The sequence below is a fragment of the Microbulbifer elongatus genome, from assembly GCF_020524885.1.
GTDB classification, from domain to species: domain Bacteria; phylum Pseudomonadota; class Gammaproteobacteria; order Pseudomonadales; family Cellvibrionaceae; genus Microbulbifer; species Microbulbifer elongatus_A.
On sequence record NZ_JAIVKJ010000001.1, the window covers coordinates 58,324 to 71,539 of the forward strand.

A 13,216-nucleotide genomic window follows, 5' to 3' on the forward strand; every position below is an offset into this window, starting at 1 on the left:
GTCAGTTGGCTCCCTCGGACGCACTGCTGTGTGTTCGGTCCGCCAGCATATCGTCGGATTGATCTGGCAGGGCGAAGTGGGCTTCACCGCTCATGCCGGAAATCAAGAGTGTCGATGAGAAATTTTGCGGGTGTTCTTCAAGTTGGCCGATTACGCGGACCGTACGCGTTACCGGGTCCACTACCGGAACAATACGTTGTAAAACAGCGTTGTACTCGCGGCCGGTCTCGTTGATGGTGACCCTGAAAGCAGCGCCCACGGATAGCTTGTCCAGCCAACCGGAGGGAATAATGGCTTCCACTTCCAGCCCCCGGTTATCTACCAGTTCGAATAACGGCGTGCCGATTTCTACACGCTGGTGTGGCTCTATCTGTCGGCTCACCACAAATCCTGCGAAGGGCGCATGCACATCACAATAGGTGTTGCGGTGTGCCAGTACCTTGCGCTTGGCGGTGGCGTCCGCCAGCTGCGCTTCGCTTTGTACCATTTCCAGCTCGCTAATATTGCCGCCCAGTTGACGCAGCGAAATATTTGCCTCTAATTGACGACGAGCCAGGGCGCGTTGGGATTCGGCACCTTCCAGTTCCGCTTTCAGCTCGGTGCAGTCGAAGCGGGCCAGCAGGTCGCCTTTTTTAAAATGGTTTCCAGCGCGTACGCGCACCTCGGTAATGCGCGCGGCCAGTTCGCTGGAGAGTTGCACTCGACTGAGTGCGTTGAGTTTTGCTGGCGCCGATTCGGTTTCGGGCTGGGTTTGTGCCTGTACTGTACAGATAACAAGAGCAGCGGCGAGGAGGATCACCGCGCGTAGAAAAACCGGAACTTGCATTGTCGCTACCACCAAAACATCTACCACTGTGACTTTTTTGCTGTCACCGATTGCCTGAACATATTGTGACCGGCACGGCCCGCCGAATTACCAGTGCGCCGCGGCCTGACCGTCTTCACGAATTTCCGCCTCGCGCTGTTCCACGCCCTCCGGGTTGTAGCCTCCGATGGGAAGTAGTTCCATGCTCGCGCTCTGGGTGCGCATATCCGCAACCTGTTGTTCGATCACGTCCAGCGGTTGGCGGTAGTCGATATAGAACTCGGGCTGGAAACCCACGGCGTTGCTCAGGCGGCCGTTGGCGCTCCGCCAGTCCGCGTAGCTCACGTCCTGCTGCACACTGGACAACAGTGACTGAGTGGCGGCATGAATGCTTTCCAGTTCGGTGCCCTGGCTGGATTGCCAGCGAGCACGGGACTGGCCCGCCATAGCCCGGTCAAGTTCCGCCATTTCCGCGGCATAACTGTGGTTCAGCTGGGCCCGTTTTACATGGCTGTAGGCGAGATCTACTTGTGTAAGCACTGCCACCGTTAGCGCCGCGCGGCGCACATCGCCCAGGCGCTCGTTGTCGCGCGCGTAGCCAATCAGGTCGCGACCGGTGACCACAGTGCCGAGTAAATCCCAGGTGAGGCGCAGGCTGCTTTCGGCCCAATCGTTGTAGAGCAGGTAACTGTTATCGTCGTAGAAATAGCCGGTACGCAGCTCCAGACCCGGCAGTAATTGCAGGCAGGCCTTGCGGATTTCCGTGGCGGCAATGCGCTGGCGGTAGTCCTCTTCAAGTAATTCCGGTCGATTGCGCAGACTGTACTGTTCGAGTTCCAAAATGCTCATTTCGGAAAAGGGACTGCGCAGCACGTCGCTGGGTGCGGCGCTGACCGAGAACTGGGTGCCGGGTGGTAAGCCCATCAGCGAAGCCAGTTCCATTTTGGCGTTGTGCATGTCTCCTTCCAGTGCCAGCAGTTGCTGCATCAGATCCAGCAGGTCGCGACGATAGGAGAGGCTGGCCTCGGTCTGGCGCAGTCCGCGCTCGGCGCTTTGGCGGGACTTTTCCAGTGCGCGTCGGGTCTGTTCGATCAGGCCCGGCAACTGGCCTTGCGCGCGCTGGGCGGCGGCGGCCATCCAGAAGGCGTATTCCACATCCATGATCACGTTGTGCATCAGCTTGCGCTGGCGCTCAATCGCGATCATTACCCCGTCTGCAGCTTGTTTGGCGGAGAGATAATTGATGCCGAAGTCGAGCACGTTCCACGACAGCTCGAACCCCGCGGTACTGTAGGTTTTATCCAGGGAAGTGGACTGGGCGAGGGATTGGTTGCCGTTCACGTCCTCGCTGCTGGCGAAGTGCTGTTTGTTGCGATGGTTGTAGCCGGCGCTGGCGGCAATTTCCGGCAGCATGTCCCAGCGCGACAAACTCAGGTTGCGATTGGCGACCACCGCTTCCATCAGTTTTAGGCGGTTGTCCATGTTGTAGGCAATAGCGCGGGCAATGGCTTCATTCAGGTCGATGGGGCCGGTGACCGGTTGCTGGTTGCCAAAAGCGGTTTGCCAGTCGGAACTTGCGCGCTGATCGATGCTGGCGTCGTCCATGGCGACGGGTTTCACCGAGCAGGCGGAAAGAGTTGCCATTGTCAGCCCGAAAGCCGCCAGTGTGGCAGAAGGAGCCAGGCGCATATCTCTTTGTCCTTAGCGTACTTATTGACTTCTGAGTGCACGGTACAGCTGCGCCCATACAAGTTAGTACAGGCGTGTGCTTTTGAAATTTGAATGGCGCGAGAACATTTCACCTGCACCACAAAGTCGCCGGCGTCGACGCCAATTTAATTGGTTCTAAAGCTTCAAACTGGTTTCAACGTTAGCGTATGTGCCATAGATGGTTCTGAGCAGGTCGGGGTTACGTACCACAAATCGCTACAATTCCAATATCGCCGCCATTCGTATAATGTCGTTTGCTGACTTCACTGGGCGTATAACAATAAGCACACGGTCGGGCCCTTAGGCCCAGTGAAAGAGGGTGGCAAGAGGGCGACAAGAGAGCAGTCCATTGGCGAATATCGAATTCAGAAAGGTGACCAAGCACTACGGTGATGGTCCGGCCACGGTTTCGGCGCTAGATCTGAAGATTAGTGACGGCGAGTTCATGGTGCTGGTGGGGCCGTCCGGGTGTGGTAAATCCACCATCCTGCGCATGATCGCTGGGCTGGAATCCATCTCTTCCGGTGACCTTTCCATCGGCCGCCACCGCGTCAATGACATGCCGCCCAAAGATCGGGACATCGCCATGGTGTTCCAGAACTACGCCTTGTATCCGCATATGACCGTGTTCGAGAACATGGCCTTTGGCCTGCGGGTACGCAATTTCCCCAAGCTGGGTATTGAGCGGCGGGTGCGTGAGGCGGCGGAAACGCTCGGTCTTGCCGATCTGCTGCAGCGCAAGCCGGGGCAGCTTTCCGGTGGCCAGAACCAGCGGGTGGCACTGGGAAGGGCGATGGTGCGCGATCCCCAGGTGTTTCTGTTTGATGAGCCCCTGTCAAATCTCGATGCGGAACTGCGCGTGCAAATGCGCAGCGTGATCAGCCGCCTGCACCGCCAGCTCGGTACCACTTCGGTATACGTTACCCACGACCAGGTGGAGGCCATGACTTTGGGTAGCCGCATCGCGGTGCTCAATGACGGCGCGCTGATGCAGGTGGGCACGCCGCTGGAGCTCTACAACGACCCGGACAACACCTTTGTTGCCGGCTTTATGGGGGCGCCATCCATGAACCTGGTGCCGGTGCACAACGATGGCCGGCAGCTTACGTGTGAGCTGCTCACCCTGCCGCGTCCGCATTTGTCGGCATTGAAAAGCGCGCTGGTGTTAGGGCTGCGCCCGGAAAAGCTGGTCTATGCCGCCAATGCGCCGGCCAACTGGCCGCGGCTCACGGGCTCGATAGAGCTGGTGGAGAGCCTCGGTGCGGAAATGCTGGTGCACCTGCGCGCAGGCTCGTCGCAGGTAGTCGCAAGGCTGCCGGGTTTGCGGGCATTTACTCCGGGCGACACCCTCGAGCTCGCCTTTGATCCCGCCGCGGTCTACCTGTTTGACTCCGAGAGCCGGCAGCGTATTCGCAGTGATGGGGCCCGCGCCGGAGTGGGTGCCTGATGCTTCCCCGAAACGGTATGAGCCTGCCTGCAGGCAGGCTCCTGCAGGTCATGTTTTTTCTGCTGTTCCCGCTGTGGGGGCACGCTACTGAAACCCTCAACCTCTGGCACAGCTATCGCGGTGCCGAGCGCACCGCCTTCGAGGCGCTGATCGACGACTACAACCAAAGCCAGAGTGAGATTCAGGTCAAAGCCCTGGCGGTGCCTTTTGGCGGTTACGCAGACAAGCTCTCCGCCGCACTGCCCCGCGGCCAGGGGCCGGATCTGTTTATCATCGCCCACGACCGCGTGGGTGGCTGGGCCAGCGCCGGGCAGACGGTGGCACCCATCGACCGCTATGTGAGTGAGCGAATACTGCGGCGCTTTCCCGACAAGCTGCTGGACGCCATGACCTTTGCCGGTGACCTCTATGGCCTGCCGCTGAACTTCAAAAGCCCGGCACTGATCCTCAATACCGATCTCATCCAGACCGCCCCTGCTACCACCGACGAGCTGGTGGCGCTCGCCCGCCGCCACACCGAGCGCAGCAGCGGGCGCTTTGGCCTTGCCTACAGCTACACCGAACCCTTTTTCCACGGCGCACTGATGAATAGTTTTGGCAGTGGGCCCTTCGATCGCGGCGGTAGCCTGAACCTGGACAGTGAGGCCAATGTCCGCTCCCTGGAGATGCTCACTCGCTGGGTGCAGCAGGACCAGATATTGCCTGACGAGCCCACCAGCACCCTGGTGACGAGCCTGTTCAATCAGGGGCGCGCGGCGATGGTGATCAGTGGCCCCTGGATGCTCGGGGAGATTGCCCCGCAGGTGAACTACCGCGTGGAGCCGCTCCCCATTAACAGTGAGACGGGCCAGCCGCTCGCGCCCTGGGTTGCGGTGGAAGGGCTGTTTCTTTCGCCGTGGTCGAGCAACCCCAAGGCCGCAGTGGCGGTGATGGACTTTTTAACCCGTCGCCAGTCTGCGGAAAAGATGGCCATCGAGGGTGGGCAGCTGCCCGCCAATGTCAGCGCCTTCGAACATCCGCGTATTGCCAATGATGAAACAGCCATGGCGTTCCGCCGGCAGCTGGAAGCCGCAGTGCCCATTCCCAACCTGCCCGCCATGGCGCTTCTCTGGGTACCTCTGGAAAATGTGCTGAAAAAAGTGGTGAAGGGCGCGGCACAGCCACATGCGGAATTGCAGTTGCTGCAGCGCCGCCTGAGTGCGGACCTGGCGCGGCTGGAACGCTCCCGCGCGCGCGGCGACGGCCCCGTGCAAATGCCCGGCTGGTTGTGGTTGGTGCCGCTGCTACTGATCGCGGTCGCGATCGGTCTGTGGCGGCGTTACCGCCGCAAGCTCACTGGTAGCTGGCGAGCAAATCGCACCGCTTACCTTTATATATTGCCCGCGATGCTGGGCATGCTGGTGCTGGTGTTTTTCCCGCTGATCTATGGGCTGCTGCTGTCGGTTACCGACACCACAGTATTCAATGAGCACACACCCTTGTGGTCGCGGTTTGTGGGGCTCGACAACTATGCGGCGATACTCGGGGATTTTCATTTGTGGCGCGGGGAGGGTAGCGAGCGCAGTCTCGATTTCGACAATTTTTATTGGACCCTGTTTATTACCGTGCTGTGGACGGCGAGTAATGTCGCCCTGGCGGTCGGGCTTGCGCTGGTGCTGGCGCTGGCACTGGATAGGCCGATATTCGGCCGCAGCATTTTCCGCATGCTGCTGATCCTGCCCTGGGCCATTCCCAGCTATATCACCGCGCTGGTGTGGAAAGGGATGTTCCATCCGCAGTTCGGGGTGATCAATCAGGGGCTGCAAGTCCTGGGCTTTGCGCCGGTGGCCTGGTTCGACTCCATCGGTGCCAGCTTTTTCACCGGTCTGGTGACCAATGTGTGGTTGAGTATCCCGTTCATGATGGTGGTGATCCTCGGCGGCCTGCAGTCGATCCCGCGAGAGCTGTACGAAGTGGCCAAAGTAGAGGGGGCAGGGCGCTGGTTCCAGTTCCGCTCCATTACCCTGCCGCTGCTGAAGCCAGTTCTGATCCCGGCAGTGGTCCTGTCGGTGGTGTGGACCTTCAATATGTTCAACGTCATCTACCTGGTCAGCGACGGCGCCCCGGCGGGAGCGAACGATATCCTGATCACCAAGGCCTTCCGCATTGGATTTGAAAAATACCAGTACGCCTACGCAGCCGCCTATTCCATGGTGATCCTGGCGCTGCTGTTCTGTTACGCCCTGTGGCAGACCAAAGTCAGCCGCACCCTGGAGGGCGTGCGATGAACGTGGTCCTTGGCAGGGCAAGGCGAAGCGTGCCCAGCAGGTTCGCCCGGATACTCAGTGACATCTTCAGCTGGCGTTTTGCCCTGCTGGTGTTTGCCTCGCTGCTGGTCGCCTATCCACTGCTGTGGGTGGTCAGTCTCGCCTTCTCCGGCCAGCAGGCGCTGACGCTGGTGCAGTTGCCCGCAGATGCCAGCCCCGCACAGCACCTGCACGCCCTGATACCGCTGCCCGAGCGATGGACCCTCGATAACTTCCGCGCGTTGCTCAGCGAGCAACCTTTTCTGCGCTGGCTCGGCAACAGTCTGGTGATTGCCCTAGCCACTACGGCGGTGGGCTTATCCCTGAGTTGCAGCGCTGCCTATGCCTTCTCCCGCTTCCGCTTTGCCGGCCGCGAGCGTGGGCTGATGCTGTTTCTGATCTCGCAAATGTTCCCGGCGGTGCTGATGCTAATCCCGCTGTATGTGATCGTGGTGCAGTGGCTGGGGCTGGGAAATTCCTGGCTGGGGCTGATCCTGGTGTATTCGATCACCGCGCTGCCGTTCTGCGTGTGGATGCTGAAGGGCTACTTTGACACGCTGCCTTACGAGATCGAGGAGTCGGCACTATTGGAGGGGGCCTCTCGCTGGACCATCTTCACCCGCATCATCCTGCCCCTGGCGCGTCCGGCCATCGCCGTCACCGGGCTGTTTGCGTTCATGACCGCCTGGAATGAGTTCATCCTCGCCTCCATCTTTATGGACGATGAATCCCTGTACACGGTGCCGGTGGGGTTGCGCTTCTTCGTCAGTGATTACGCTTCCGAATGGGGCTATTTCGCCGCGGGCTCCATTATCGTGTCTCTGCCGGTCATGCTGTTGTTTCTGGCGCTGCAGCGCTTCCTGGTATCTGGACTCTCAGCCGGCGCGGTAAAAGGTTGAGGGCGGAGCGGCCACACCCTGTGGCAGTATTCATCGGACCTGTGCCGTTGCCAATGGTCGACTGATTGAGTGGGCTCGACGCCGGAGTCACAGGTTGTCTATCTAGTCATTTTCCTGCCTCGGGGTAAAATTTCGCCTCGGCCCCCAAAACTGCACCGTCCCGCCCGAAGGTTTGCGCTGAAATAGTGCAAAAATGCGTCACCTCTGTAACGTATTGATTTTTAAGGTTTTTCCCATTCCCGCTTTGCTGGGTTCAAGGTGGGATAGTCCATTTTTGGGTTATTTATCAAGGTGGGACGACTCAAACTGGCGCGCAGCGGGAGTATAGGCTCGAGCCAGATCGGGTTATCCTAGCGTTGTCTCGAGGTCCCCGGTCCTGGCGAAATCAATAACGAAAATGACGTGACGATGGGGGAGACAACTCCATGAGTAAGATGAACGAATTCAAGAAAAAATCGATCGCAGTAGCCATCGCGACCGTGGCAGGCATTAGTGGTCATGCGCTGGCACAAGAGGATCAGGGTTCCGCGCTGGAAGAAGTGACCGTAGTTGGTATTCGCGGCAGTCTGGAAAAATCTGCAGATATCAAACGCGATGCCCAAGGTGTTGTTGACGCCATCTCCGCAGAAGACATCGGCAAGATGCCGGACACTAACCTGGCTGAGTCCCTGCAGCGGATCACCGGTGTGTCCATCGATCGTCAGAATGGTGAGGGCAGCAGGGTTACCGTGCGCGGCTTTGGTCCCGACTACAACGTCGTCACCCTGAATGGTCGCCAGATGCCTGCGGCCAACATTGAAGGTACCACCGCTTCCGCTGCTCGCTCCTTCGACTTTGCCAATCTCGCAGCAGAAGGCGTGAGTGCAGTAGAAATATACAAGACCGGCAAGGCCGACCTGAGCACCGGTGGTATCGGCTCCGTGATCAATATTCGCACCGCACGTCCACTTGAGATGGACGACCTGGTGTTGAATGTGGGTGCAAAGACCACTCATGACACCTCCAGCAAGACTGGCGACAGCCTGACGCCGGAAGTCTCCGGTATCTTCAGCACCAAGTTTGCCGACGACACTTTCGGTGTGGCGGTGGCTGCCTCCCACTCCAAGCGCGATAGCGGCTTCGCGAAAGCGGAAACTGGCCCGGGCTGGTACACCATTCCGGGCGGACAAGGTGACTGGGGCTCCATCGCGCCGGACAATACCAACTTCGAGAACGCCCCACAGGAGGGCGACATCTACGCGGTGCCCCGCGGTGTGGGTTACTCATTCAACGAAGTTCAGCGCGAGCGCACCAATGCCCAGTTGACCATGCAGTGGGCGCCGCAGGATAACTTTGAAGCCACCCTGGACTACACCTATGCCGAGCAGGACGTTGAAGAGCAGTACAACGCCATGGGTGCCTGGTTCAATGGTGTGCCGGTATCCGGCTCATTTACCGAAGGTTCTGGCAACGGCAGCGTTGTCGCGCCGATCGTGTACACCGACGGCACCGGCTCTGACGTCACCTTCAACGCCGGCGATTGGGGGCGGGTCAATAAAAATAACTCTATCGGCCTCAACCTGGTGTGGAGTCCGCGCGAAGACCTGACGCTGGCGTTCGACTACCACAACTCCAGTGCTGAGAACGGCGCAAAAGATGAGCGTGGCACGAACAACAATATTGCCGGTGTGCAGTTCAACCGCGCGTCCACCACTGTGAATTATGGGTATGACCTCCCAGCCACGAGCTTCGAATTTATCGATGGCCAGGGTTTCGATCCGTCACAGATGCTGACCTCCGGTACCAGCTTCCGCAGCAGCTACATGAAGCACGATATCGAACAGGCCAAGTTTGACGGCACCTTTGATATCGATACCAGTGCGGTTAAAAGCATTGACTTCGGTGTTGCTCATATGGAGTCCTCCAACCGTTCCGCGTACGCGGTTGCGGAGCGCGGCACCTGGGGCGGCTACGGTACCCCGGAAGATTACGATGACTCCCTTTTTGTGCGTAAGAGCATGGCCGATGCGCTCGATCAGTTCGGCAGTGCCGACAGTGCGGAAATGACCCCGTACTACTACGCGGCCGATTTTGACGGCATGCGCGATGCCATCTCTGCAATTGCACAGGCTAACGGGGAAACCATCAGCCCCTGCGGTACCGTCCTTTGTGTAGACGATAACTTCACCACTGACCGCATTGCGGTTGAGACCCAGCAGGCAGCCTATGCCCAGGTGAACCTGGCTTGGGAAGATGTGCCCATGCCGATGCAATTGGCGATCGGTCTGCGCTACGAAAAGACCGATATCGATGCGAAAGCAAAGGTGCCCCAATACGACTACATCGAGTGGACCTCTGCTAACGAATTCGATGCACACGCCAACGGCGTTGGCTTCAGTGAGCAACAGGGTGGATACAGCAACCTACTGCCGAATATCGACTTCAACATTTCCCTGAATGATGACATGGTCGCACGCGCATCGGTCAGCAAGACCATTACCCGTCCCAGCTATGCCCATATTCAGGGCGGTCAGACTATCGATCCGCGTGTGCGTATCATTGACGGCACCGGTGCGCGTGGTAACCCCGACCTGAATCCGTTTGAGTCCACCAATTTCGACCTATCCTATGAGTGGTATTACGGTGAGGGCAGCTACGTTTCTGCGGGTTACTATAAGAAAAATGTCGATAATTTTATCGGCGAAGAATCGTTCATCGAAACGCCGTTCGACCTGGCGCACCCGGCCAAGGGGCCGCGCTACGAGGCGGCTGTCGCAGCCCTGGGCAGTGATGCGACCTCCGCTGAAATTCTTGCGTACATGCAGGCACAGTATGGCGACGTTATTGGTTCAGTAGCAGAAGGCGACGCTCTGGCCGAATTCAAGATACTTACCCCGGTAAATGCCAAAACGGCCAAAATCGACGGCTTCGAGTTTGCCGTACAGCATATGTTTGGTGACTCCGGTTTTGGTGGTATCGTCAACTTCACCACTGTGAATGGCGACATTGCGTATGACGACTTCAATACCAACAAAGGTGAAGGCGTTGATAACCAGTTTGTCCTGTTTGGCTTGAGCGATTCCTTCAATGTCATCGGTTTTTATGACAAGAACGGTATCCAGGCGCGTCTTGCCTACAACTGGCGTGACGACTTCCTGACCAACACGTTCGACGGCAACGGTGAGCGTAACCCGGTGTACACCGAAGCCTACGGCCAGCTGGATGCAAATGTGAGTTACGATATCCAGGATAACTTCTCTGTATTTCTTGAGGGTATTAACCTGACCGACGAAACTCAGCGTTTGTACGGTCGTCATGAAAACATGGTGATTGGAGCGATCCAGTCCGGTGCCCGGTATAATCTGGGGGTGCGTTACAGCTTCTGATGTAATGTCTGGAGTGGCGGGCAGCCGCCACTCACGTCTCACAGGATGTAAAGGGCGTGAGTGATCACGCCCTTTTTTTATTTGATGTCCTTGAAGTGGGAGGGCTCGAAAATGACACAGTCTCCGTTTTCCATTGTAATTCTGGGCGGAGGTGCAGCAGGCTGGTTAACCGCGGCGGTACTTGCTGCGGAACACGGTCGTGCACGCGGCGGACTCTGCGATGTAACACTGGTAGAGTCACCGGCGATTCCCACCGTCGGCGTCGGTGAGGGCACATGGCCGTCCATGCGTGAAACGCTGCGGCGTATTGGTCTCAGTGAGAAGCGGTTGTTCACCGAATGCGAGGTATCCTTCAAGCAGGGCTCCCTATTTACATCTTGGCGTTCGCATAATCCTGGCGAGCGTTACTATCACCCTTTTTCCCTTCCTCACGGGTACTTCGAACAGGATCTGGCGCGCTTCGCTGATGCCGGCGAGTACGCTTATCGCGTGACCCCCCAAGCCGCAATCTGCGATGCCCATCTTGCTCCCAAACAGCTGGGCACACCTGAATACGCTGCAGTACTAAATTACGGTTACCATTTTGATGCAGTAAAATTCGGACTGTGTCTGCGGGATCACTGCGTCAATCAGCTTGGTATAAAGCATGTTCAGGCTGAAGTTACGCGCGTGGAGAGTGCCGAGGACGGCACAATTCGCGCACTGGTCACCGACACTGGCGAGCATTTGTGCGCAGATCTGTATGTGGACTGCTCCGGTGGTTCTGCACTGCTAATCGGTGAACACCTCAAGGTACCGTGGGTCGATAAATCGCAGGTCCTGTTCAACGATCGCGCGTTGGCAGTACAGATCCCTTATGCCAGCGAGACGGCACCCATTGCTTCCGTTACCCGTTCCACCGCTCGGGCACATGGTTGGATCTGGGACATTGGCCTGCCTACACGCCGTGGTATCGGTTCGGTTTATTCCAGTCGATTTTGTGACACGGAAACGGCCGAAGCGGACTTGAAACAATTCCTGCGGGGTGAGTTGCCCGATGAAGACATGGGGCAACTGAAAATTCGCAAGCTGGAATTTTCCCCGGGTTACCGCGCGGAAATGTGGCGGGCCAACTGTGTGGCCGTCGGAATGTCGGCGGGCTTTATCGAGCCCCTGGAAGCATCCGCGCTCGCTCTGGTTGAACAGGGTGCGGCGCTGATCCGGGATTTACTGCCGGCCAGCGTGCAGCAGATACCGCTTGCGGCAAAGCGTTATAATCGCCAGATGCTGTCTCACTGGGACAACATCGTTGATTTTCTCAAGCTCCACTATGTGCTATCGGCGCGCACCGATTCCGATTACTGGCTGGCACATCGCGCCGAAGAAAGTATTCCAGAGTCATTGCAGGAAAACCTCGGGTTCTGGCGTCATCGCGCCCCGGCCAAGCAGGATTTCCCACAAGCACAGCCATTGTTTCCTCCTGCGAGCTATCGTTATGTACTGAATGGTATGGGCTTCAAGTGCGACTGGTTGCGTTCCCCACGGAAAGACGATGACCAGGCGCGCGCACGTGCCCTTATGGCAGAGGTTCAGAAGCAGTTGGCTGCATATAGCAACGGACTGCCGGATAACCGCCAATTGATTGCAAAAATCATCGCGCACAGCGCCACGGGAGCCGCCTTTTCATGAAGTATCCAGAGCAAATACCTTCGGTAAAGATCCGCTCTGGTGTCAACGCAGACGAGATCGCCGAAATAGTAAAGAACCGAACACATCCTTTACTCTTCAAAAGCGCGGTTTCTCACTGGCCGTTGGTTAAGGCCGCAGGCGCCAACCAGTTGAGTGAGTATTTACAAGCATTTGACCGGGGGCGGCCGGTTGTCGTGTTCCGGGCTGCGGGGGAAACAAACGGCCGCATTTTTTACAACGAAAGTATGGACGGCTTTAACTTCGAACGTGCCACCGGAAATCTTGTTGCAATTTTACGTATGCTGGAATCCGGCGCGGCAGGCAGTGACTATTGTTATATCGGCTCTACGCCGGTAGATCACCACCTGCCTGGGATGCGCGACGACAATGATCTTGCCCTGGGCGAGTACCTGCCGCTCGTTTCACTGTGGCTGGGCAATCGCACTCGTATCGCGGCACACTTCGATTTACCCGAGAATTTGGCCTGCGTTGTCGCAGGCCGTCGACGCTTTACCCTATTCCCGCCGGATCAGGTTGCCAATCTCTACCCTGGCCCGCTGGAGTTCAATCCGGCTGGTCAGGCGATCAGCATGGTGGACTTCTACGCACCCGATTACCAGCGCTTCCCCCGATTTCGCGAGGCGATGGAAAGGGCCCAGGTCGCCGAGATGGAGCCCGGCGACATTCTCTATGTGCCGAGCATGTGGTGGCATCAGGTAGAGGGCCTTGATGAGGTCAATATGTTGATCAACTACTGGTGGCGATCAACCGAGGCCTGGTCGGGGTTGCCGCAAGATGCGCTTATGCATGCCCTTTTATCAATTGGTGGCTTGCCTGAAACGCAGCGCCGTGCCTGGGGAAACTTGTTTGATCACTTCGTGGTGAATCGGGAACGGGCGGCAGAACACATACCGCGTGCGCGACGGGGATTGCTCGCGAATCTGGATCGAGGCGCCTCCGGCAGGTTGAAAAAATTATTACTAGAAAAACTGCAAAGAACTCCCTGAGTGAAAATGCGGGAACGATGAGAGAGAGAA

The 13,216-nt window shown here is 57.8% G+C and carries 8 protein-coding genes; 6 read left to right on the plus strand and 2 right to left on the minus strand.

Features of this window, described 5'->3' with window-relative positions:
- Nucleotide 1: 1 nt before the first annotated feature.
- Both LC059_RS00190 and LC059_RS00195 read right to left on the minus strand, forming a co-directional pair.
- The gene (locus LC059_RS00190) at nucleotides 2–826 is read right to left on the minus strand and encodes an efflux RND transporter periplasmic adaptor subunit (protein WP_226701841.1); all 825 of its coding nucleotides are present in this window, start codon (nucleotides 824–826) and stop codon (nucleotides 2–4) included.
- Between the two features lie 87 nt (nucleotides 827–913).
- Complete coding sequence (locus LC059_RS00195) at nucleotides 914–2,494, minus strand: TolC family protein (protein WP_226701842.1); 1,581 nt, start codon at nucleotides 2,492–2,494, stop codon at nucleotides 914–916.
- A gap of 370 nt (nucleotides 2,495–2,864) precedes the next feature.
- Here LC059_RS00195 and LC059_RS00200 point away from each other — a divergent pair, with 370 nt between their 5' ends.
- The 6 genes from LC059_RS00200 to LC059_RS00225 all read left to right on the plus strand — a co-directional run bounded on the left by LC059_RS00200 (nucleotide 2,865) and on the right by LC059_RS00225 (nucleotide 13,186).
- Nucleotides 2,865–3,962, plus strand: coding sequence for a sn-glycerol-3-phosphate ABC transporter ATP-binding protein UgpC (locus LC059_RS00200; RefSeq protein WP_264189055.1), 1,098 nt, complete (start codon nucleotides 2,865–2,867; stop codon nucleotides 3,960–3,962).
- A 17-nt stretch (nucleotides 3,963–3,979) separates the two neighbouring features.
- Entirely contained in the window at nucleotides 3,980–6,229 is a 2,250-nt protein-coding gene (locus LC059_RS00205; RefSeq protein ID WP_226701844.1) for an extracellular solute-binding protein, read from the plus strand.
- Nucleotides 6,230–6,258: 29 nt separating this feature from the next.
- Nucleotides 6,259–7,146: a sugar ABC transporter permease gene (locus LC059_RS00210; protein ID WP_226701845.1), complete on the plus strand. Its 888-nt coding sequence runs from the start codon at nucleotides 6,259–6,261 to the stop codon at nucleotides 7,144–7,146.
- 425 nt (nucleotides 7,147–7,571) lie between these two features.
- Nucleotides 7,572–10,511: a TonB-dependent receptor gene (locus tag LC059_RS00215; protein WP_226701846.1), complete on the plus strand. Its 2,940-nt coding sequence runs from the start codon at nucleotides 7,572–7,574 to the stop codon at nucleotides 10,509–10,511.
- Between the two features lie 111 nt (nucleotides 10,512–10,622).
- Nucleotides 10,623–12,179, plus strand: coding sequence for a tryptophan halogenase family protein (locus tag LC059_RS00220; RefSeq protein WP_226701847.1), 1,557 nt, complete (start codon nucleotides 10,623–10,625; stop codon nucleotides 12,177–12,179).
- Nucleotides 12,176–13,186, plus strand: a complete 1,011-nt coding sequence (locus tag LC059_RS00225; protein WP_226701848.1) for a cupin-like domain-containing protein — start codon at nucleotides 12,176–12,178, stop codon at nucleotides 13,184–13,186. The genes LC059_RS00220 and LC059_RS00225 overlap by 4 nt, the downstream gene beginning before the upstream one ends.
- Nucleotides 13,187–13,216 lie beyond the last annotated feature (30 nt).

What these genes read in the sequence shown, in the direction of transcription:
- LC059_RS00195 (WP_226701842.1), bottom strand. Translation starts at nt 2,494, where the DNA reads ATGCGCCTGGCTCCTTCTGCCACACTGGCGGCTTTCGGGCTGACAATG.
- LC059_RS00225 (WP_226701848.1), top strand. Translation starts at nt 12,176, where the DNA reads ATGAAGTATCCAGAGCAAATACCTTCGGTAAAGATCCGCTCTGGTGTC.
- LC059_RS00205 (WP_226701844.1), top strand. Translation starts at nt 3,980, where the DNA reads ATGAGCCTGCCTGCAGGCAGGCTCCTGCAGGTCATGTTTTTTCTGCTG.
- LC059_RS00220 (WP_226701847.1), top strand. Translation starts at nt 10,623, where the DNA reads ATGACACAGTCTCCGTTTTCCATTGTAATTCTGGGCGGAGGTGCAGCA.
- LC059_RS00190 (WP_226701841.1), bottom strand. Translation starts at nt 826, where the DNA reads ATGCAAGTTCCGGTTTTTCTACGCGCGGTGATCCTCCTCGCCGCTGCT.
- LC059_RS00215 (WP_226701846.1), top strand. Translation starts at nt 7,572, where the DNA reads ATGAGTAAGATGAACGAATTCAAGAAAAAATCGATCGCAGTAGCCATC.